This window comes from Aminobacter sp. 01T433 (genome assembly GCF_056398585.1).
On the sequence record NZ_JBFTPR010000003.1, the window covers coordinates 75,365 to 95,379 of the forward strand.

Below are 20,015 nucleotides of genomic sequence, written 5' to 3' on the forward strand. Positions count from 1 at the left end.
CGGAAATCTTCTGTTAACACTATATTTAGCGTTTGCGAGCAGCCTGATCGCTAGATAGTGTGAGTAGCCCTCCATGAGGGAATCGCAACCAAAGTTTCAGTTTCAAGGACCCGCAACGGTCCGCAGGCTGGCGGGAGCAGGCTCCGAAAGGAGCTTTCCAGGTCAGGCAGCGACAGTGCGGGATAGGGCAATCGGCCGTTGACGCGGCCGGATCAAGCGGGTTTGCGCCTTTCGTACACGCAACGGGAAATTTCCCGCGAAAGACGCTATATATAGACAAAAGGAAATCGACCGATGCGCATCGAGCGGCGTTTCACCAAGGATGGACAATCGGCCTATGCGGAGATCGAATTCCGCAAGGCGCTTTCCGAGATCAAGAATCCGGACGGCTCGGTGGTCTTCCGGCTCGACAACATCGATGTGCCGGCGCAGTTCTCCCAGGTCGCCGCCGACATCCTGGCGCAGAAGTATTTCCGCAAGGCCGGCGTGCCCGCACGACTGACGAAGGTCGAAGAAAACGACGTCCCCTCCTTCCTGTGGCGCTCGGTCGCCGACGAAGTCGAACTCGCCAAGCTGCCCGAAAACGAGCGCTACGGCTCCGAGATCGACGCCCGTCAGGTCTTCGACCGTCTTGCCGGCACCTGGACCTACTGGGGTTGGAAGGGTGGCTACTTCAAGTCGGAAGACGACGCCCGCGCCTTCAAGGACGAGCTGTCCTACATGCTGGCCACCCAGCGCGTCGCGCCGAACTCGCCGCAGTGGTTCAACACCGGCCTGCATTGGGCCTATGGCATCGACGGTCCCGGCCAGGGCCATTTTTATGTCGACCCCTTCACCGGCAAGCTGACCAAGTCGAAGTCGTCTTACGAACATCCGCAGCCGCATGCCTGCTTCATCCAGTCGGTCGCCGACGATCTCGTCAACGAGGGCGGCATCATGGATCTGTGGGTGCGTGAAGCGCGCCTGTTCAAATATGGCTCGGGCACCGGCTCCAACTTCTCGCATCTGCGTGGCGAAGGCGAAAAGCTTTCGGGCGGCGGCAAGTCGTCTGGCCTGATGAGCTTCCTCAAGATCGGTGACCGCGCTGCCGGCGCCATCAAGTCGGGCGGCACCACGCGCCGTGCGGCCAAGATGGTCGTTGTCGACGCCGACCACCCCGATATCGAGGCCTATATCGACTGGAAGGTGAAGGAAGAGCAGAAGGTCGCAGCACTCGTCACCGGCTCCAAGATCGTCAAGCAGCACCTCGCCAAGATCATGGCGGCTTGCGTCAACTGCGAAGGCCATGACGACGACTGCTTCGATCCGCTGATCAACACCGCGCTCAAGCGCGAGATCAAGGCCGCCAAGAAGAATTCGGTGCCGGAGAACTACATCTACCGTGTCATCCAGTTCGCCAAGCAGGGCTACACCTCGATCGATTTCAAGACCTACGACACCGATTGGGATTCGGAAGCCTACCTCACCGTCTCGGGCCAGAACTCCAACAATTCCGTCTCGCTGAAGGATGATTTCCTCCAGGCGGTCGAGAAGGACAGCGACTGGCACCTGACCGCCCGCAAGGACGGCAAGGTCATGAAGACGCTCAAGGCGCGCGACCTGTGGGAAAAGATTGGCTACGCCGCCTGGGCGTCGGCTGATCCGGGCCTGCACTTCAACACCACGATGAACGACTGGCACACCTGCGCGTCGGCGGGCGCCATCCGTGCGTCGAACCCGTGCTCAGAATACATGTTCCTCGACGACACCGCCTGCAACCTGGCGTCGATCAACCTTCTGCCCTACCGCAACACCGACGGCACCATCGACATCGCGGCCTATGAGCACACAGTGCGCCTGTGGACCATCGTTCTCGAAATCTCGGTGATGATGGCGCAGTTCCCGTCCAAGGAAATCGCCAAGCTCTCCTACGAATACCGCACGCTCGGCCTCGGCTACGCCAATATCGGCGGCCTGCTGATGACCTCGGGCATTCCTTATGACTCCGACGAAGGCCGCGCCATCGGCGGCGCGCTGACCGCGATCATGACCGGCGTGGCTTATGCCACCTCGGCCGAGATGGCCTCCGAGCTCGGCGCCTTCGCCGACTACGACCGCAATGCCGCAAACATGCTGCGCGTCATGCGCAACCACCGCCGTGCCGCCTATGGCGACAAGGACGGCTACGAAAAGCTGTCGGTCCACCCGGTGCCGCTGGTTGCCTCCGACCTCAAGCAGCAGGAACTGGTGACGCATGCCCGCGCTGCCTGGGACCGCGCCATCGAACTCGGCGAGGAGCATGGCTACCGCAACGCCCAGGCAACCGTCATCGCGCCCACCGGCACGATCGGCCTTGTCATGGATTGCGACACCACCGGCATCGAGCCTGACTTCGCGCTGGTCAAGTTCAAGAAGCTCGCCGGCGGCGGCTACTTCAAGATCATCAATCGTGCGGTGCCCGAAGCACTGCGCACGCTTGGCTACACCGAGGCCCAGATCGCCGAGATCGAGGCCTATGCCGTCGGCCACGGCAACCTCAACCAGGCCCCTGGCGTCAACCCCGGCTCGCTGAAGTCGAAGGGCTTCACCGACGAGAAGATCGAGACGTTGAACGCTGCTCTCAAGAGCGCCTTCGACATCAAGTTCGTCTTCAACAAGTGGACGCTCGGCGAAGACTTCTGCAAGGACGTGCTCGGCCTCACCGACGCGCAGCTCAACGACTTCTCGTTCGAGATGCTGCCGGCACTCGGCTTCTCCAAGCGCGAGATCGAAGCCGCCAACATCCATGTCTGCGGTGCGATGACGCTGGAAGGCGCCCCCTTCCTCAAGGACGAGCACCTGGCCGTCTTCGATTGCGCCAATCCGTGCGGCAAGATCGGCAAGCGTTATCTCAGCGTCGAAAGCCACATCCGCATGATGGCGGCAGCCCAGCCCTTCATCTCGGGCGCCATCTCCAAGACCATCAACATGCCCAACGAGGCGACGGTCGAGGACTGCAAGAGCGCCTACATGCTCTCGTGGAAGCTGGCGCTCAAGGCCAACGCGCTCTACCGCGACGGCTCCAAGCTGTCGCAGCCGCTCAACGCCTCTCTCATCGCTGATGAGGACGAGGACGAAGACGACGCCGTCGAGGCTCTGATTGCAGCACCTGCTGCCGCCAAGGCGGTGCAGGTCACCGAAAAGATCGTCGAGCGTGTCATCGAGCGCCTCTACCGCGAGCGTGAAAAGCTGCCCAACCGCCGCAAGGGCTACACCCAAAAGGCCGTCGTCGGCGGCCACAAGGTCTATCTCCGCACCGGCGAGTTCGATGATGGCCGCCTCGGCGAGATCTTCATCGACATGCACAAGGAAGGGGCCGCCTTCCGTGCGATGATGAACAACTTCGCCATCTCGATCTCGCTTGGCCTGCAATACGGCGTGCCGCTCGACGAATATGTCGAGGCCTTCACCTTCACCAAGTTCGAGCCAGCCGGCATGGTCATCGGCAACGATGCCATCAAGAACGCCACCTCGATCCTAGACTATGTCTTCCGCGAGCTCGCCGTCAGCTATCTCAGCCGCCACGACCTCGCCCATGTCGACCAGTCGGATTTCGACAAGACGGCACTTGGCAAAGGCATCACCGAAGGCAAGGCCCTGCCCTTCTCCAAGGGCCTGACCCGCGGCGCCTCCCCACTCAAGGTCGTCTCCGGCGTCACCGGCAACGATCCCAAGGGCATGGCCGCAGGCAGCCAGCCGGCGCGTGTCACGCCGGTCACCGCCTTCTCCGGCTCTAACGTGCTGTCGCTCAAGACCGCGATCTCAGTGGAAGAATCGACCGCCTACAAGCGCGACTACGAGGAGCGGGCCAAGGAACTGGTCGAAGAGATTGCGATCGAAGAGACCATCGAGGAAACCTCGGTGACGACGTCGCTGTTCACCGACGCAGCAGCCCAGGAAGCCGCCGAGGCCAAGAAACTCGCCGCCGACCGCCGCGCCAAATCGATGCTGCAAGGCTACACCGGCAATTCCTGCGCGGAGTGCCAGAACTTCACCATGGTGCGCAACGGCACCTGCGAGAAGTGCGACACGTGTGGTTCGACGAGCGGGTGTTCGTGAGAAAAATCTGATCGTTTAAACTTTAACGCGCTCGGCCCGGTCGCAAGATCGGGCCGAAAGCACAAAGGAGAACAAAACGAGAAACACATAAAGAGAGCTTTATGTGCAAAGCCTGAAACGCCAAAGCCGACCCTTTCGGATCGGCTTTGGAAACCGCGAATGAGCCGAAGCCCACGCGGGATGAAGAGACCTGACGACCTCAACCTGTAGCAAGGTCACCATAGGGGGAGTCGGTTCTCGGAGTCGAGGTAGCTAAGGCAAAACCGGACTGAAAAAATGCCCGCATTTGGAACTTCAGCCTACCTCAAACTAATCTCCCTTAATCCCAAACCTCAACGATCCGAGGTTCGCAAGCGGCTTACTCCGAGTGACAACGCTTACGATTTTCATCGGTCGCTCAGACTTCACGCCAATCGATTGCTTGCGAAGGGCGAGAGCCTTGAAAGCGTGCTTGAGTCTGTGGGACGCATCGCAAAGCTACCAGAAAGGACATCGGTCCAAACGGGCCTTACGGCTCTTATGAATTGGCGTACCTCGCATTCCGCCGAACTTTTCGAGGTAGAGCGCCAGCTTCACCTTAGTCCAAATGGCGTCTTCAAACTCAGTTTCTCTGCTGACTTCGGCACTGTGATCGACGGCAAGCGATGTGCCGTCCATCTTTGGAACACAAAGAAGCCAGCCCTGTCCGAGCGGCTAACGTCTGGAACATTGTCAATGCTCAAGACGAGCTATCCTGATGTGGACAATCTGGTCGTGCTGTCCCTGATTGACTCTCAACTCATCTGGTCAGTCGATGACGCTCGTTATGCCGCTGTTGGACACAATCTCTCACTTCGGATCGAAGAGGTAATTCTGGGTGTAGAGGAAGAACTTCGAGTGCCTGAAAACGGTCGTCGCGCTCCGCCTACACCACCCCACCCCTTGGCTGGAGCGTAAAATACACGGCCACCTTCTCCATTGCCAGAGAAGGTGGCCGACAATACGCGGGCACATGCTTCGCCGATCCCGCGCCGGCAACTTCAAAGCCTGATCACATATTCCCTACGAGTCGTTTCAAGCACTTCCCAACTTTCCCTAGAGCCGGGTCTCAGCGCGAAATTGCCGCCAGCGCACGGGTCGCTTCCAGCGCTTCTGTCTTCCAACTCCCCTCGCTCCGGCAGGCTCCGCTCCGATTGACCCAGCGGTAGCTCTGATGCAGATTGGCTGCGCTGCATTTTCGTTGCCTGACCTGCTGACGGGAGAAGGGCGTGCTTCGATGAAGCAAGACGATTATTTGCTGGGACGCGGCAAGGCCGAGGAAGCGAGACTCCGGCGACAGATCGCCAACCTCGCCCCTGACTCCGATGCACAGTTCGAAAAGATCGGGATCAGGCAGGGCGAGCGTGTTGTCGACCTGGGATGCGGCCCCGGAGGGGTCTTGCATCTGTTGGGTAAACGCGTGGGTCCGACCGGCTCGGTTCTCGGGATCGAACGCAGTGCTCATTTTGTCGACATCGCTCGCCGATTTACGAACGAACTCGCGCTACCTCAGGTCGAAGTGCGCGAGGGCGATGCCTACGAGACTGGACTGCCGCGCGCATCCTTTGATGGCGCGCATATGCGACTTGTTCTTGTCAATGTTCCCAAACCAGAGCTCATCGTCAAAGAGATGGTTGCTCTGGTGCGCCCGGGCGGGTGGGTGGCGAGCTTCGAGGCGGACTATCTCACACATATCTGCGACCCGCCGTCACCAGCCTGGACGCGGCTTCTTGATGCATACACGGCCTATTCGTCAGCGCAGGGAATTGACCTGTTCGTCGGTCGCCGCACCCATAGGCTGTTTCGCGACGCGGGCATCGCGAACATTACCGTGGACCCCGTCCTTCACACCTACCCTCCGGGTCACGACCGGCGGCCGATTCTCTGGGATTTCATCAACAATGTTCGAGACAAGTTGACCGAAGGAGGGTTTATCGGGCGCGACGAACTCGAGACAGACATGGCTGCCCTCGACAAACACCTTTCAAATCCTGAGGTGCTCGTCGTATCGCACCTTTTCTTCAGGCTGTCCGGCAGAGTCCCGAATTAGCCACGGCACAAACGACTTGCCACGCGCGACGTCAGAGCCGGATCACATATTCCTTGCGAGTCGTTTCAAGCACTTCCCAGCTTCCCTTAAAGCCGGGTCGCAGTACGAAACTGTCACCTGTGCGAACGGTGCGGGGCGCGGCGCCGTCTTCTGAGATGACCGAGACGCCAGACAGTATGTGGCAGAACTCCCACTCGTCATATTCGATCCGCCACTTGCCCGGCGTCGATTCCCAGATGCCGGCATAAAGCCCGCCATCAGCCTCCTCGGCGTTCCAGGTCCGGAATTTTGGATCGCCTGAAATCAACCGGCCTTCGGCCGGCGCGCCTGATTCCGGCTCGATGCCGCTTACGTCGATGGTGAGAAATCTCGGCAAAATCCAGCTCCCAGACAGCAAAAGGCCCCGGCAGCATAGCGCTGCCGGGGCCAAGTCTTGCACGACCGATCAGACCTTGGCCAGCGCCTGTTCGAGATCGGCGACGATGTCGCTGACGTCCTCGATGCCGACCGACAGACGCACCACATCAGGTCCGGCACCGGCTGCCACCTTCTGCTCGTCGGAAAGCTGGCGATGGGTGGTCGAGGCCGGGTGAATGACCAGCGACTTGGTGTCGCCGACATTGGCGAGATGCGAAAACAGCTCAAGTGCTTCGACGAACTTGACGCCGGCTTCGTAGCCGCCCTTGAGCCCGAAGGTGAAGACGGCACCCGCGCCCTTGGGCGAATATTTCTTCATCAGCGCGTGGTTCTTGTCGCTCTTGAGGCCGGGATAAGAGACCCATTCGACCTTGGGATGATCTGAGAGCCAGCCTGCAACGGTGAGTGCATTGTCGCAATGGCGCTGCATGCGCAGCGGCAGCGTTTCGAGACCGGTGAGGATGAGGAACGAGTTGAACGGCGAGATTGCCGGCCCAAGGTCGCGCAGGCCAAGCACGCGCGCGGCGATAGCGAAGGCGAAATTGCCGAAGGTCTCGTGCAGCACGACGCCGCCATATTCCGGACGCGGCTCCGACAGCATCGGATACTTGCCCGACTTCGACCAGTCGAAGGTGCCGCCGTCGACGATGACGCCGCCAATCGAATTGCCGTGGCCGCCGATGAACTTGGTCAGCGAATGGACGACGATGTCGGCGCCATGCTCGATCGGGCGGATCAAATACGGGCTCGCCAGCGTGTTGTCGACGATCAGCGGCAGGCCGTGCTTGCGGGCGATGTCGGCCACCTTTTCGATGTCGACAAAGGTACCGCCGGGATTGGCCAGGCTTTCGATGAAGATTGCCTTGGTCTTTCCGTCGATCTGCTTGTCGAAGCTCGATATGTCGTTGGTGTCGGCCCAGCGTGCTTCCCAGCCGAAGTTCTTGAAAGCATGGCCGAACTGATTGATCGAGCCGCCGTAAAGGCGCGTTGCGGCAACGAAATTGTCGCCCGGGCGCATCAGATTGTGGAAGACGAGCAACTGGGCGGCATGACCGGAGGCGGTCGCGAGGGCAGCGGTGCCGCCTTCAAGGGCCGCGATACGCTCCTCGAGCACGGCCTGGGTCGGGTTCATGATGCGGGTGTAGATGTTGCCGAAGGCCTTCAGCCCAAACAGCGAGGCGGCATGGTCGGCATCGTTGAAGACATATGACGTCGTCTGGTAGATCGGCGTGGCGCGGGCGCCGGTTGCCGGGTCGGGCTTGGCGCCGGCGTGGACCGCAAGCGTGTTGAAACCAGGAGCGCGCTGGGACATTTGATCCTCCAAGATTATGTCAGTCGAATTCGGCGGCTATCTTTGGCGGAGCCGCTGCCAGAAAGCAAAGACGAATATTCCTGGGCGTGCTGAAGTTGCAGCACGATTTTTCCAAGAGTTCGAGCAAACGTGGAGGTTGCTGCGGCTATTTTGCGCGAATGCCGAAGCTCTGGAACCCTTGGCGCATCACCGGACGCTTCGCGGACAGCACGCCGGAATTGACGCCATTCCAGCCGATCTCGCCGGCAAGCCTGGCATACTCGATCTTGGGACAGCGGTTCATGACGACCCTGATGCCGGCCGCCTCGGCGCGCGCGGCCGCCTCATCATCGCGCACGGTCAGCTGCATCCAGATGACTTTGGGCAGCGGTTCGAGCTTGAGCACATCATCGACGATGCCTGATACCGCAGCCGATGCCCGGAAGACATCGACCATGTCGATTGCCACAGGAATGTCGGCAAGGCTGGCATAGGTCATGCGGCCAAAGATCTCCTTGCCGGCATGGCCCGGATTGACCGGAAAGACCTCATAGCCCTTGTCGATCAGATATTTGGTGACGAAATAGCTCGGCCGGATGTCGTTGGCCGAGGCCCCGACCACGGCGATGGTGCGGACCGAATTCAAGATGTCGGCGATGTAGGCATTGTCGTAAGCGTCGTGGTTCATGGCCGTCCTCGTTCGCCGGTCCGGAATACCGGTTTTCGGCGAACCACGCAAAGGCGTCGCGTTTCACGGCAACGAAATACTGCCGTCCTTGGCGATCGGAAAATCGGGATTGTGGGCAACTTCCCACAAATGGCCCTCAGTATCGGCGAAATAGCCGTACCAACCACCCCAGAAGGCGCGCTGTGCCGGCTTGACGATGCGCCCGCCCGCGCGCTCGGCATCGGCCAAGACCTCGTCCACCTCGGCCTCGGAACGCGTGTTGTAGGCCAGCGACACGCCTGAGAAGCCACCTTTCGTCGCTGCGATACCCGCGTCGACGGCAAGCTGGTCGCGCCCCCACAGGCCGAGCACCAACCCGCCCATCTGGAAAAACGCAACACCTTCGGTGATCGTCTTGTTTCGTTGCAGCCCCATCGCTTCGTAGAAGCGCACGGCGCGGTCGAGATTGTCGACCCCCAGGGTCACAAGAGAAATTCGCTGTTCCAAGCCTATTCCCCCTTCCACTCCGCATCGCGCTTTTCGATGAAGGCGCCGATGCCTTCCTCGGCATCCCTTGCCAGCATGTTCTCGACCATCACCCGCGAGGCGTGATCATAGGCTTCCGCAAGCCCCATATCGGCCTGGGCGTAGAACGCTTCCTTGCCGATCTTCAGCGTCAAAGGTGATTTTGAAACAATGGTTTGGACGTATTTTCCGACAATGTGATTCAGGTACTCACGTGGCACCACGCGATTGACCAGGCCGAAGTCGCGCGCGGTCGTGGCATCGATCGTCTCACCGGTGAGAAGCATCTCCATCGCCTGCTTGCGCGAGACATTGCGCGAAAGGGCGACCATCGGCGTCGAGCAGAACAGGCCGATATTGACGCCCGGCGTGCAGAATGTGGATTGGTCCGACGCGATCGCGAGATCGCAGCTTGCAACCAGTTGCAACCCGGCCGCCGTGGCCAGACCATCAACTTCGGCGATGACCGGCTTGGGATGACGCACGATGGATTGCATCAGCGTCGAGCAGTGCAACATGGTCAGCTCAAAGAAGGCGCGGCCGCGGTCGGCATCGCTTCTGCGTGCCGTCATTTCCTTGAGATCATGTCCGGCGCAAAACACCTTGCCTGACGCCGCGAGCACGATCACCCGCACAGCCTTGTCGTCGCGCGCGCCGTCAAGTTGTGACTGAAGTGCGGCCATCGTTTCGAGCGAAAGCGCATTGGCCGGCGGATTGGCGAGCGTCAGGCGCAACACGCCCTTCTCCAGCGTGGACCATACCGGTCCATCCGGTTCGCTGCGCTTGATGGCGACGATTTCAGCCATATTGTCCCTCTTCGTTCGATGCAGCGAAAGAATCGCCTGCATCGAAGCATAAGCGTATACGCGCAGCCTTGAACCTTAGTTCCCAACTATGTCTTGTTGGCGACAGATCACACGCGGGAACCGGAACGCGGCTTGCGCAGGGGGAAGACCAAAATATGCCGAACCAGAGTGGATTGAAGCCGCTGATGACCGCGGCCGAGGTCAACGACCTCCTCAGGGAGGTCTACCCGCAGCTCAATGAGCACTATGATTTCTATCAGGTGACCGAAGTGTTCCCAGGCGGCTGCACCGTGCGGCTCAACGCCGATGACCGCCATCTCAGGCCGGGCGGCACGGTCTCCGGTCCGTCGCTCTTCACCCTTGCCGACATTGGCGGCTATGTCTGCGTGCTCAGCCACGCCGGGCCCGATGCGCTCTCGGTGACGACCAATCTCAACATCAACTTCATGCGCAAGGCCGAGGCCGGTCCGATCGACGGCCACTGCCGCATCCTCAAGCTTGGCAAGAGCCTGATGGTCTTCGACATCGACATCGTCGCCGGCCCTGATCAGCAGACCGTCGCGCATGCAACAGGTACCTATTCAGTGCCGCCAAAGCGTCAAGGTGGTGCGGTAAAATAATACCTCTTGCGCATCCCATTGTTTTCGTTGAATTTTATAGGAAATATGGCCTGCCGCTTCGCTTGACGCGTCGTTGACGCTCACCTATAAGCCCACTCAAAGCAGCGGCCCGCATTGGGTCGCCGTTTTGTTATTGGCTAGGGCTTCGGCCTTTGCCAATGAAAGCAACAAGAAACGCCTTCTCCGGAAGGTCCGAACCGAAAGCATATAACCATGACAACCTTTTCGCAGAAGCCTGCGGACGTGGTGAAGAAGTGGGTGCTGATCGACGCCGAAGGTCTCGTCGTCGGCCGTCTCGCCTCCATCGTCGCCAACATCCTCCGCGGCAAGAACAAGCCCACTTTCACGCCCCACGTCGACGACGGTGACAATGTCATCATCATCAACGCCGACAAGGTCGCGTTCACCGGCAAGAAGTTCACCGACAAGGTGTACTACTGGCACACCGGCCATCCCGGCGGCATCAAGGAGCGCACCGCGCGCCAGCTGCTCGAGGGTCGTTTCCCCGAGCGCGTCCTGGAAAAGGCCATTGAGCGCATGATCCCGCGTGGTCCGCTTGGCCGTCGCCAGATGAAGAATCTCCGCGTCTATGCAGGCGCCGACCATCCGCATGTCGCTCAGCAGCCAGTGACGCTCGACGTCGGCGCGCTGAACGCCAAGAACAAGAAGGCCTCGTAATCATGGCTGATCTCAGCTCGCTCGCAGAACTCGGCACCGTGACCGCTTCGGTGCAGCCTGCCGCTCCGGTTCACGTCCAGAAGCTCGACAAGAGCGGCCGCGCCTATGCCACCGGCAAGCGCAAGAACGCCATTGCTCGCGTCTGGATCAAGCCGGGCACTGGCAAGATCATCGTCAACGGCAAGGAATTCGCGGCTTACTTCGCGCGCCCCGTGCTGCAGATGATCCTGAACCAGCCGATCGTCGCGGCTGCCCGCGTCGGCCAGTACGACGTCATCGCCACCGTCGTCGGCGGCGGTCTCTCGGGCCAGGCCGGTGCTGTTCGTCACGGCGTCTCCAAGGCTCTGACCTACTACGAGCCGGCGCTGCGCGGCGTGCTCAAGAAGGGCGGCTTCCTGACCCGCGACAGCCGTGTCGTCGAGCGTAAGAAGTACGGCAAGGCCAAGGCCCGCAAGAGCTTCCAGTTCTCCAAGCGCTAAGCGCCGAGACTGCATTCTCGAGAATTTTGGAAGGGGCCGGTCAAAACCGGCCCCTTTCTTTTTGTCCCTTTGCATAAATGCCGTATGATCTTCGCAACCGGTCGGATGTCACCCACGATGCGAACCGTCATTCTTCCCATGATTGGCTGGATAGCGGCGGCTGTTATCGCCGGGAGTGGGACGGACGCCGAAGCGGCAGCGAACAGCAAGTACCAGAAGCGTGCCAGCTACTACGATACGTGTTGGCAGCGGACGGCCGACAAGGCGATAGCCAAGGGCGCCGACGAGAAGAAGGCGGCCAAGAAAGCTGATACACACTGCAAGAAACTGTCGAAGAAGCTACTGAGCGCCGGCGGTTCGAAATACGACATCAAGGACCGGCAAAGGTCGCTCCGGCAGTCGATCGACTGATCAAGTGGCACCTCAGTTCGTCGGCGCATTGCCCCGACCAAGGGCGCCCTGCCCCATTGCCGCCGCTACCGACTCTTCGACGTCCGAATAGGGCGCGCGATAGCCATTGGCAGCCAGCCATTGGATGGCTGCTTTGGGCTCGTCAGTCTGGATCATCGTTGCGCCACGCTCGGCCCAGAAGCCGAAGGTTTCTCCGGGAAAGCCTGCGGCAACTGCAAGCTCGTCGCCGCGCCCGCCGGACAGGAAACCACCAGGCTTGTTGACGATGGCATGGGTGTCGACCCAGATGTGCCAATTGCCGCGTACGGAAGCCGCCCTCACCTTGGCGGAAAACAGTGGCCCGCCTGATACTGTCATCGTCTCGGCATCGCCACGCCAAGTGATCATCTCGACCGCGCGGGCGGAAAACGCCTTGCTGGCTACCTCGACGAAGCCGGCATCGCGCACCGCATCGTCGGCGATGATCGGCATGAACTGAAAGCCCTGGCCAACCCGACGCATGGTTTCCTTGACCGTGGCCACGCGTTCGGCATCCCAAAGGTTCGCCTTCACGACAACTTGTTCCTCCATGCCCATGTCGCGCGCTATGGCAACCATGTCAGCGAGATCGGCGGTTTCCAGCTTGTTGTCGAGATTGACCAGGATCTTGCCCTTGGTGACGCCAAGCATTTCGCGCAAGGTCGGTACCGGCTCGCTGCTCACCTCGCCCGTTCCCTCAACGACGAGGTGGCAGTGACGCAATTCTTCTAGCGTGCGGGCAATCACTTCGCCTTTGCAGTTGGTCGTTCGGTCGAGCCAGCTGTCATGCATGACGATCAGTTCGCCATCCCTGGAGCGCCGTATGTCGATCTCGACCATTTCCGCGCCAAGCGCGATGACGCCGCGCACCGAGGCGATGGAATTTTCGGGATAAAGCCCTTTGCCTGCCGCCAAGCCGCCGCCGCGATGGGCCACCACCATGACGTGGTCACGCCACTGGTTGGCATCGTCGAAACGCTCGAGGATCTGCTCGGCCCGCGTTTCTGCATGCCCCACCGAGGGGCCGCCAAAGACAAGGAGTAGGACTGCCAGAACTGCCCGCATGGGAATCGCTCCATGGCCGAAGGATGCGACAACGAGTTAGCCAGCACCGATGACAAGGGCATGTAGGGCGGATGACAGAGACATGAACGCTCGGGAAAGCCGACCCGTCACACGCATTGCACCTCGGGGCTGGCATGTTGCGGCCGGCTTCTGTAGTTCTTGCCCCTCGAATTCCGATAGACCGACTGCGGAGACTGCCCATGCCCACTTCATCGATCGATCACGCCTTCACCGCGCGGACAAACACCGGCCGCTCGGGTGATCCGACCTATGCAGGGGCCCTGTCTTTCATGCGACGCAAATATTCGAAGAACGTTGCGGGCGCCGATGCGGTGGTCTGGGGCATTCCTTTCGATGCTGCGGTCACCAACCGGCCGGGCGCGCGCTTTGGTCCGCAGGCCATCCGCCGCGCCTCGGCGATCTTCGATTGCGACCCGCAATATCCTTTCAACCGCGACCTGTTCGACGATCTCGCCGTCATCGACTATGGCGATTGCCTGCTCGACAGCGGCAACCATCAAAAGACGCCAGCGACAATCGAACGCGAGGCGGCAAAAATCCTGAAATCGGGCGCGTTCCTTTTGACGCTCGGCGGCGACCATTTCGTCACCTGGCCGGTGCTCAAGGCACATGCAGCGATCCACGGCCCAATGGCGCTGGTGCAATTCGACGCCCACCAGGACACCTGGCCGGACGACGGCAAACGCATCGACCACGGCTCCTTCGTCGGCCGCGCGGTGAAAGAAGGCATCATCGATCCCGACCGTTCGATACAGATCGGCATCCGCACCCATGCGCCTGACGATTTCGGCATCAAGATCCTTTATGGCCACGAAGTCGAGGAGATGCGGGCCGCCGATATCGCCTATGCGATCGCCGAGCGCACCGGTGGCAAGAAAACCTATGTCACCTTCGATATCGACTGCCTCGACCCGGCCTATGCGCCAGGAACCGGAACCCCAGTGGCGGGTGGCCCTTCCTCGGCCAAGATCTTGTCGGTGCTGCGCCAGATGACCCAGATCGATATTGTCGGCGCCGACGTCGTCGAGGTTGCACCGGCCTACGACCATGCCGATATTACGGCCATCGCGGGCTCGACGGTCGCCATGCACTATCTTGGCCTGCTGGCCGAGAAAAAGGCACGCGACAAAGCCTGAGACGACGTTTCAAGGACTTGCCGACTTGAGTCCGAATCCGGCCATAAGCTTATGAAATGCTAAAACTTTCGACGGAACGACAGACATGAAACCGAAAATCTTCATCGACGGCGAACACGGCACCACCGGTCTGCAGATCAGGGCGCTGCTCGCCGGGCGCCATGACCTCGAAGTCATTTCGGTGCCTGTCGAGCGCCGCAAGGAACTGGCGGCGCGCGCCGAATTCCTCAACGCGGCCGATGTGGCGATCCTGTGCCTGCCCGACGATGCGGCGCGCGAGAGCGTCGCACTGATCGAAAACAACACCACCCGCGTCATCGACGCTTCGACCGCGCACCGCGTGGCAGACGGCTGGACCTACGGCTTTCCGGAAATGGACGAAGCGCAGATGAAGGCGATCGCGGCATCGAAGCGCGTCGCCAACCCCGGCTGCTGGCCACAGGGGCCGATAGCCGGCCTGCGGCCGCTCGTCACCGCAGGGCTTCTGCCGGCGGACTTCCCTGTTACCGTCAACGGTATCTCGGGCTATTCCGGCGGCGGCCGCCAGATGATCGAAGATTACGAGGCGCAGGGCGAGGATTCGCCCGAATTCCTGCCCTATGGCCTTATGCTCAAGCACAAGCACGTGCCTGAACTGCGCACCTACGCCAAGCTCGCGCACGATCCGATCATGCAACCGGCCGTTGGCAATTTCGCGCAGGGCATGATCACCGTGGTTCCGCTGCAACTGGGCCGTCTTGCCAAGGTGCCGACCGGTGCGGAATTGCACGCGGCACTCGCCGACCACTATGCAGGCCTCAAGGGCGGTGTGATCGAGGTCGCGCCGCTCATCGACTTCGAGCGCAGCGACGACATCCAGCCCGAGGTCTTCAACGGCACCAACAAGATGAAGCTCTATGTCAGCGCCAATGACAGCCGCGCGCAGGCATTGCTGATCGCTGTCTACGACAACCTCGGAAAGGGCGCCTCAGGCGCCGCGGTCCAGAATATGGACCTGATGCTCGGGCTCAAGCACTAGGGTGGATCAAGCTGCCGTTCCAGGCCGCTGGCCAGATTATTGGAATGTCAGCGATCCCGACCTCATTGCTGAAACATTCTCCAGCCGCATCTGGAAGGTGCGGCTGGCAGACGGCAGCCCTGCCGTGGTCAAGGCGCTCAAGCCGTTCGACGATGTCGCCGACGAGCTTCGCGGCGCGCATTATCTGTCTTGGCGCGATGGCGTGGGCGCAATCCGGCTGCTTGGCTTCGAGGGGCACAACATGCTGCTCGAATATGCCGGCGACCGACTGCTTGTCGATGAACTGAACGAGCGTGGCGACAGGCACGCGACCGACATCGCCAATGCGGTGATGGCCAAGCTGCTTTCGCCCTCCAACACCCCTCCTCCTGCCGACTTGCAGCCGTTGCGGGAGCGTTTTTCCAGTCTTTTCAAGAAGGCTGAGCTCGATCGTAACGCAGGACTGGAAAGTGTGTATACAGAGGCTGCGGTCATTGCGGAACGCCTGCTGTCAAACCCGCACGAACTGCGCGTGCTGCATGGTGACCTGCACCACGACAATGTCCTGCGCGGCGAACGCGGCTGGCTGGTGATCGACCCCAAGGGCATCGTGGGCGATCCAGGATTCGACGCCGCGAATTTCTTTTACAATCCGCTCGATCGCCAGGCCGATCTCTGCATCGAGCCGGAGCGCATCGCATATATGGCGGAGATTTTCGCCAAGACGCTCGGACAGCGGCCTGACGCGATCCTTGATCATGCCATCGCCTGGGGCTGCCTCTCGGCATCGTGGCATGCCGAAGACAGCAATGACGCCGACGAAAACAGCGAACTCGCCGTGGTCGCCGCAGTCCGCGACGTGCGGACTAGCTTCTGATCTCGACGTCGTTTTCCAAGGGATAAGCACCCTTGGTGCCGCGCCAATGGGCGGTGGCGAAGATCAGCACGATCAGCGCAAAGCCCTGGTGCAGCAGCGCCCAATGCATATGCGCCTGCATCAGCAATGTGCCAACGCCAATGGCCGCCTGACCAAGGATCAAGACCACCAGCATCCAGGCCCGGCGCGCATGCGTCGTCTTGGGCGCTGCCCGCATGGTCGATAAGGCATGCCAAAGTGCAACCACCAGCACGGTGTAGGCGAACATGCGGTGGATGAACTGTACGGTCTTGGGGCTTTCGAAGAAGTTGCGCCACACAGGCTCGATGACCAACAGATCGCCCGGAATGATGGCGCCATCCATCAGCGGCCAGGTGTTGTAGGAAAGGCCGGCATGGAGACCGGCGACCAACGCCCCGAGATAGATCTGAAACAGCACCAGCAGCACCATGATGCCCGAAAAACGCTGGACCTGGCGATTGGCCGGCGCTTGCGAGTAGGTCGCTAGCCCACGTGCGATGTAAGCGACCGCCGTGACGATGATACAGGCAAAAGTCAGGTGGATTGCCAGGCGGTACTGGCTGACCGAGACGCGTTCCGACAGCCCCGAAGCGACCATCCACCAGCCGATGAAGCCTTGCAGACCGCCGAGCGCCAGCAAACCTACCAAACGCGGCTTGAGCCGGCGTTCGAGACGGCCTGTGAGCCAGAAAAAGGCAAGTGGAATGGCGACAAGGAAACCGACACCACGGGCGAGCAACCGGTGCGCCCATTCCCACCAGAAGATACCCTTGAACTCGTCAACGGTCATGCCCTTGTTGACCTGCTCATATTGCGGGATCTGCTGATATTTTTCGAACTCTTCCTGCCATTCCGCCTGATTGAGCGGCGGGATGACGCCATGGATCGGCTTCCATTCGGTGATGGAGAGGCCAGAACCAGTCATGCGCGTGGCACCGCCGACCATGACCAGCGCGAACAGAACCAGCAGCACAATGTAGAGCCAGCCGCGAACGAGCGCCCGGTTGTGCAGTTCCCTGTCACGTTGAGCAAGCGGTGCAGCAGTGTTGGTCATCGCGGACATGACAATCGTTCCCGGCTCGTTCGAAACTCGCCGGACTGGTGGACCATAGCGGCTTCGCTGGCAAGTTCGACCCACGCGACACGCAGTCGCGCCGCATAGCGGCGTATCCTCGGCGGTTGCGTCGGCTGGCCGGAGCGACTATGCGAAGCCTGGATAAAGGATCAAGAAATGCCAGTTCGCGTCAAGAAGCTGATCGGAACCGTGCTGCTGGTGCTGCTGGTGATCGTGTACGCGCTGATTGCAACCATGGTGGCGGTCGCGCAGCTTTCCCAGTCCGGCCCCGTCGTGCACCTGGCCTTCTTCTTCTTCAGCGGCCTGCTCTGGATCCTGCCGGCGATGTGGATCATCAAATGGATGGTCAAGCCGCCCAAATCAGCCAAATCCTAGACAGTCACGAGACGACGGCCGCGATTTGACATCAGGGTCGTCGCGCCTGACAGCATGGCTCGCATCGCCGTCAGTTCCTGGTGACGCCCATTGACAGAAAGACGCGGCAGCGCGTGCAGGCTGCCAGCATGTTCGGGCCGAAGCACGCCGTGGCGTGTGGTCACGGCCGAGACATAGCCAGCCTCACGCGCGAGTTCGGTTTCGCGCAAGCCCACCGCCGCCGCATAGCCATAGGGATAGGCGAAATGGCGCGGCGCGCGGCCAAGCTCGGCCTCGATCATGTCGCGCGAACGATACATCTCGCGCAGTGCTGCTTCCTTGCCCAGCCGCCTGAGATTGTAATGATGGACCGTATGCGCACCGATGGTCACCAGCGGATGCGCGGCGCAGCGCCTGACCTCGTTCCAATCCATCAAAAGCTTGCGGTTGGGGGCGGAAGCATCGACGCCCGCCATGCCGGCCCAGCCGCGCAAGACCGTACGCTGATCTTCTTCCCGCACCTCGCTGGTGATGTGGTCGGCCAGGCGCCGGAACGCTTCAGAGCGACCTTCCGGCGTCGAACAATCGAGCTTCAGTTCGCCGCCCGGCATGGCAATCGAAAGCGACCTGCCCGCCTCGACTATGTCATCGAGAACTTCCCACCATAGATCAACCTCGCCGCCCGTCAGGCCCGGCGCGACATAGATCGCAATGGGCGCGGAATGCTTTTCCAAAACCGGGAGAGCCTCGGTCAGGTTGTCGCGATAAGCGTCGTCGGCGGTTAATGCTACAAACAGTCCGCCCTTTGCGGCCATGCGCAAACGCGCCACGGCCTCGTCCATCGTCACGAAGGCATAGCCCATGCGCTTCATCTCGCCGAGCAGCGCATCGAGAAAGAGCGGTGTTACGCTGAGGTGGCGGTTCGGGCTTTCCGGACGTTCGAGAAACGCGGTCACGCGATGAAGCATGAGGATCGCGCCGACGCTGCCGACCAGCGGCCTGGCAAGTGCGCTCAGACCGCCATATCCGATGAGCAGGAAGGCCAGCTTTCGGGCTACGTCGATCATTCCTTCACCTTTGGCACTTAGGCTTGGTCGCATCGAGCATGCCGAGGACTGCTCCAGGTGCCGATCAATAACCGGCAAGGATTGAAGTATGGTTGACGCCACTGCCGCCAAGAAAAACAGCGCCTTGCGTCCGGCTGCAGATTTCGGCGACACGGCAACGGCTGTTGCCTTTCCGCTCTCAAGCGAAGTCCTCGACGCCTACGGGAGCTTCACCGACATCTACGCACCGGCGCAGAGCCCAGAATGGGTATCCGCCTGGACCGACACCAACAAGCCCGACGCGATCATTGCGACCTTGATCACCAAAGGGCGGCCTGTGCTCGCTGTCGCGCTTGAAGTCAGTCGCGAAGGACCGTTCCGCATCGCACGTTTCTTGGGCGGCACACACGCCAACGGCAATTTTCCAGCAGTGGACAGGAATTGGCTGGAAACAGCAAACACACATGACATCGACGCGCTTGTCGGCTCGATCAGGCAAGCTCGTCCGGATGTAGATCTTGTAGCGTTCGACCGCCTGATTGCCGAATTCAACAATTTACCCAACCCGCTGCTCAAGTTGGGCTCCGCACCGAGCCCGAATGTGGCGCTCGCAGTCAATCTGGATGGCGGCTTCGAAGCGGTTCTCACCCGCACCAACGGCAAGAAGAAGCGCAAGCGGCATCGCAGCCAGGAGCGGAAATACGAGGCCGTTGGCGGTGCACGGCGGACAGTGGCCACCACGGCCGCCGACGCAAACGCAATGCTCGACGCCTTCTTCGCCATGAAACAGCAGCGATTTGGCGCGATGGGCATCACCGACGTATTTGCCGACGCAGAGATACGCAGCTTCTTCCGCAAACTTTTCGTCGATGCCCTGCAGCATGACAAGCCGTCCTTTGTGCTGCATGGGCTGGAGGTCGCAGGCAAATACCGCGCGGTCACCGGCTCGAGCCGGGCCGGTGGCCGCCTGATTTGCGAATTCGGGGCCATCGCCGACGACGAACTGGCCTATGCCAGCCCGGGCGAATACCTGTTCTTCGACAACATTTCCGAGGCCTGCCACCAAGGGTTCGCTGTCTACGATTTCAGCGTCGGCGACGAGCCCTACAAGCGTCATTGGTGCGATATCGAGATCCAACACGCCGATGTGCTGGTGCCATTGACGGCAAAGGGCCGCCTCTACGCGCTTGGCCTGCGATCGACGTCGCGCGTCAAGGGCGCGATCAAAAACAACGCCACGCTATGGGCTCTGGTCAAGCGGCTGAGGTCCGGCGTGCGCGGCAAGGCCGCGCCAGTCGAGGACGATTGACCCTAGAGCGCCGTGCGTCCGAATGGACGCACAAAGGACGCTCTAAGTCTTTGAACC

At 60.8% G+C, this 20,015-nt stretch carries 20 protein-coding genes and 1 pseudogene; 12 read left to right on the forward strand and 9 right to left on the reverse strand.

The genetic code is table 11. From position 1 onward, the window contains the following. Window positions 1-294 precede the first annotated feature (294 nt). Window positions 295-4,077, forward strand: a complete 3,783-nt coding sequence (locus tag AC1DLV_RS05660) for a vitamin B12-dependent ribonucleotide reductase (RefSeq protein ID WP_476798590.1) — start codon at window positions 295-297, stop codon at window positions 4,075-4,077. Window positions 4,078-4,353: 276 nt separating this feature from the next. Then, the gene (locus tag AC1DLV_RS05665; protein WP_476798591.1) at window positions 4,354-5,013 is read left to right on the forward strand and encodes a hypothetical protein; all 660 of its coding nucleotides are present in this window, start codon (window positions 4,354-4,356) and stop codon (window positions 5,011-5,013) included. Between the two features lie 83 nt (window positions 5,014-5,096). Here AC1DLV_RS05665 and AC1DLV_RS05670 read toward each other — a convergent pair. Continuing rightward, a pseudogene (locus tag AC1DLV_RS05670) lies at window positions 5,097-5,186 on the reverse strand (cupin domain-containing protein); the annotation flags it as partial. 83 nt (window positions 5,187-5,269) lie between these two features. Between AC1DLV_RS05670 and AC1DLV_RS05675 the strand changes: the two are divergent. After that, window positions 5,270-6,145, forward strand: a complete 876-nt coding sequence (locus AC1DLV_RS05675; protein WP_476798592.1) for a methyltransferase domain-containing protein — start codon at window positions 5,270-5,272, stop codon at window positions 6,143-6,145. A 31-nt stretch (window positions 6,146-6,176) separates the two neighbouring features. On the opposite strand, the gene AC1DLV_RS05680 is transcribed toward AC1DLV_RS05675, so the two are convergent. The 5 genes from AC1DLV_RS05680 to AC1DLV_RS05700 all read right to left on the reverse strand — a co-directional run bounded on the left by AC1DLV_RS05680 (window position 6,177) and on the right by AC1DLV_RS05700 (window position 9,851). Next, complete coding sequence (locus tag AC1DLV_RS05680; protein ID WP_476798593.1) at window positions 6,177-6,521, reverse strand: cupin domain-containing protein; 345 nt, start codon at window positions 6,519-6,521, stop codon at window positions 6,177-6,179. Between the two features lie 69 nt (window positions 6,522-6,590). Next, window positions 6,591-7,874, reverse strand: coding sequence for an O-acetylhomoserine aminocarboxypropyltransferase (locus AC1DLV_RS05685; RefSeq protein ID WP_476798594.1), 1,284 nt, complete (start codon window positions 7,872-7,874; stop codon window positions 6,591-6,593). 145 nt (window positions 7,875-8,019) lie between these two features. Continuing rightward, window positions 8,020-8,541: a CoA-binding protein gene (locus tag AC1DLV_RS05690; protein ID WP_476798595.1), complete on the reverse strand. Its 522-nt coding sequence runs from the start codon at window positions 8,539-8,541 to the stop codon at window positions 8,020-8,022. A gap of 63 nt (window positions 8,542-8,604) precedes the next feature. Then, entirely contained in the window at window positions 8,605-9,027 is a 423-nt protein-coding gene (locus AC1DLV_RS05695; protein ID WP_476798596.1) for a VOC family protein, read from the reverse strand. A 2-nt stretch (window positions 9,028-9,029) separates the two neighbouring features. Then, window positions 9,030-9,851 carry an enoyl-CoA hydratase gene (locus tag AC1DLV_RS05700; RefSeq protein WP_476798597.1) on the reverse strand — a complete coding sequence of 274 codons (822 nt, stop codon included), beginning with the start codon at window positions 9,849-9,851 and terminating at the stop codon, window positions 9,030-9,032. A 155-nt stretch (window positions 9,852-10,006) separates the two neighbouring features. On the opposite strand from AC1DLV_RS05700, the gene AC1DLV_RS05705 reads away from it, so the two are divergent. From AC1DLV_RS05705 to AC1DLV_RS05720, 4 genes are all read left to right on the forward strand, one after another. Then, complete coding sequence (locus tag AC1DLV_RS05705; protein WP_476798598.1) at window positions 10,007-10,471, forward strand: PaaI family thioesterase; 465 nt, start codon at window positions 10,007-10,009, stop codon at window positions 10,469-10,471. A 213-nt stretch (window positions 10,472-10,684) separates the two neighbouring features. Then, entirely contained in the window at window positions 10,685-11,149 is a 465-nt protein-coding gene (gene rplM / locus AC1DLV_RS05710; protein ID WP_476798599.1) for a 50S ribosomal protein L13, read from the forward strand. Window positions 11,150-11,151: 2 nt separating this feature from the next. Continuing rightward, window positions 11,152-11,628: a 30S ribosomal protein S9 gene (rpsI, locus tag AC1DLV_RS05715; RefSeq protein WP_476798600.1), complete on the forward strand. Its 477-nt coding sequence runs from the start codon at window positions 11,152-11,154 to the stop codon at window positions 11,626-11,628. 84 nt (window positions 11,629-11,712) lie between these two features. Then, window positions 11,713-12,039 (forward strand): hypothetical protein, encoded by a 327-nt coding sequence (locus AC1DLV_RS05720; protein WP_476798601.1) that lies wholly within the window; start codon window positions 11,713-11,715, stop codon window positions 12,037-12,039. Between the two features lie 12 nt (window positions 12,040-12,051). On the opposite strand, the gene AC1DLV_RS05725 is transcribed toward AC1DLV_RS05720, so the two are convergent. Further along, on the reverse strand, window positions 12,052-13,122 hold the full coding sequence (locus tag AC1DLV_RS05725; protein WP_476798602.1) for a glycerophosphodiester phosphodiesterase family protein: 1,071 nt from the start codon (window positions 13,120-13,122) through the stop codon (window positions 12,052-12,054). A gap of 200 nt (window positions 13,123-13,322) precedes the next feature. Here AC1DLV_RS05725 and speB point away from each other — a divergent pair, with 200 nt between their 5' ends. From speB to AC1DLV_RS05740, 3 genes are all read left to right on the forward strand, one after another. Next, window positions 13,323-14,279 carry an agmatinase gene (gene speB, locus AC1DLV_RS05730; protein WP_476798603.1) on the forward strand — a complete coding sequence of 319 codons (957 nt, stop codon included), beginning with the start codon at window positions 13,323-13,325 and terminating at the stop codon, window positions 14,277-14,279. Between the two features lie 85 nt (window positions 14,280-14,364). After that, window positions 14,365-15,297 carry an N-acetyl-gamma-glutamyl-phosphate reductase gene (gene argC, locus AC1DLV_RS05735; protein ID WP_476798604.1) on the forward strand — a complete coding sequence of 311 codons (933 nt, stop codon included), beginning with the start codon at window positions 14,365-14,367 and terminating at the stop codon, window positions 15,295-15,297. 1 nt (window position 15,298) lies between these two features. Continuing rightward, entirely contained in the window at window positions 15,299-16,153 is an 855-nt protein-coding gene (locus AC1DLV_RS05740) for an aminoglycoside phosphotransferase family protein (RefSeq protein WP_476798605.1), read from the forward strand. Here the strand turns inward: AC1DLV_RS05740 and AC1DLV_RS05745 are convergent. Further along, entirely contained in the window at window positions 16,143-17,237 is a 1,095-nt protein-coding gene (locus AC1DLV_RS05745; protein ID WP_476798606.1) for a COX15/CtaA family protein, read from the reverse strand. The two genes, AC1DLV_RS05740 and AC1DLV_RS05745, sit on opposite strands and share 11 nt — an antisense overlap. Before the next feature lie 168 nt (window positions 17,238-17,405). Between AC1DLV_RS05745 and AC1DLV_RS05750 the strand changes: the two genes are divergently transcribed. After that, window positions 17,406-17,624, forward strand: coding sequence for a DUF2842 domain-containing protein (locus AC1DLV_RS05750; protein WP_476798607.1), 219 nt, complete (start codon window positions 17,406-17,408; stop codon window positions 17,622-17,624). On the opposite strand, the gene AC1DLV_RS05755 is transcribed toward AC1DLV_RS05750, so the two are convergent. Next, window positions 17,621-18,670: a polysaccharide deacetylase family protein gene (locus AC1DLV_RS05755; RefSeq protein ID WP_476798608.1), complete on the reverse strand. Its 1,050-nt coding sequence runs from the start codon at window positions 18,668-18,670 to the stop codon at window positions 17,621-17,623. The two genes, AC1DLV_RS05750 and AC1DLV_RS05755, sit on opposite strands and share 4 nt — an antisense overlap. Before the next feature lie 88 nt (window positions 18,671-18,758). Here AC1DLV_RS05755 and AC1DLV_RS05760 point away from each other — a divergent pair, with 88 nt between their 5' ends. Continuing rightward, the gene (locus AC1DLV_RS05760; RefSeq protein ID WP_476798609.1) at window positions 18,759-19,958 is read left to right on the forward strand and encodes a GNAT family N-acetyltransferase; all 1,200 of its coding nucleotides are present in this window, start codon (window positions 18,759-18,761) and stop codon (window positions 19,956-19,958) included. Window positions 19,959-20,015 lie beyond the last annotated feature (57 nt).

Bases quoted from the DNA above. Each gene is read 5' to 3' on its own strand.
- AC1DLV_RS05660 (WP_476798590.1), top strand. From the start codon at position 295: ATGCGCATCGAGCGGCGTTTCACCAAGGATGGACAATCGGCCTATGCG.
- AC1DLV_RS05665 (WP_476798591.1), top strand. From the start codon at position 4,354: ATGCCCGCATTTGGAACTTCAGCCTACCTCAAACTAATCTCCCTTAAT.
- AC1DLV_RS05675 (WP_476798592.1), top strand. From the start codon at position 5,270: ATGCAGATTGGCTGCGCTGCATTTTCGTTGCCTGACCTGCTGACGGGA.
- AC1DLV_RS05685 (WP_476798594.1), bottom strand. From the start codon at position 7,874: ATGTCCCAGCGCGCTCCTGGTTTCAACACGCTTGCGGTCCACGCCGGC.
- AC1DLV_RS05690 (WP_476798595.1), bottom strand. From the start codon at position 8,541: ATGAACCACGACGCTTACGACAATGCCTACATCGCCGACATCTTGAAT.
- AC1DLV_RS05700 (WP_476798597.1), bottom strand. From the start codon at position 9,851: ATGGCTGAAATCGTCGCCATCAAGCGCAGCGAACCGGATGGACCGGTA.
- AC1DLV_RS05705 (WP_476798598.1), top strand. From the start codon at position 10,007: ATGCCGAACCAGAGTGGATTGAAGCCGCTGATGACCGCGGCCGAGGTC.
- rplM (WP_476798599.1), top strand. From the start codon at position 10,685: ATGACAACCTTTTCGCAGAAGCCTGCGGACGTGGTGAAGAAGTGGGTG.
- rpsI (WP_476798600.1), top strand. From the start codon at position 11,152: ATGGCTGATCTCAGCTCGCTCGCAGAACTCGGCACCGTGACCGCTTCG.
- AC1DLV_RS05720 (WP_476798601.1), top strand. From the start codon at position 11,713: ATGATCTTCGCAACCGGTCGGATGTCACCCACGATGCGAACCGTCATT.
- AC1DLV_RS05725 (WP_476798602.1), bottom strand. From the start codon at position 13,122: ATGCGGGCAGTTCTGGCAGTCCTACTCCTTGTCTTTGGCGGCCCCTCG.
- speB (WP_476798603.1), top strand. From the start codon at position 13,323: ATGCCCACTTCATCGATCGATCACGCCTTCACCGCGCGGACAAACACC.
- argC (WP_476798604.1), top strand. From the start codon at position 14,365: ATGAAACCGAAAATCTTCATCGACGGCGAACACGGCACCACCGGTCTG.
- AC1DLV_RS05745 (WP_476798606.1), bottom strand. From the start codon at position 17,237: ATGTCCGCGATGACCAACACTGCTGCACCGCTTGCTCAACGTGACAGG.
- AC1DLV_RS05750 (WP_476798607.1), top strand. From the start codon at position 17,406: ATGCCAGTTCGCGTCAAGAAGCTGATCGGAACCGTGCTGCTGGTGCTG.
- AC1DLV_RS05755 (WP_476798608.1), bottom strand. From the start codon at position 18,670: ATGATCGACGTAGCCCGAAAGCTGGCCTTCCTGCTCATCGGATATGGC.
- AC1DLV_RS05760 (WP_476798609.1), top strand. From the start codon at position 18,759: ATGGTTGACGCCACTGCCGCCAAGAAAAACAGCGCCTTGCGTCCGGCT.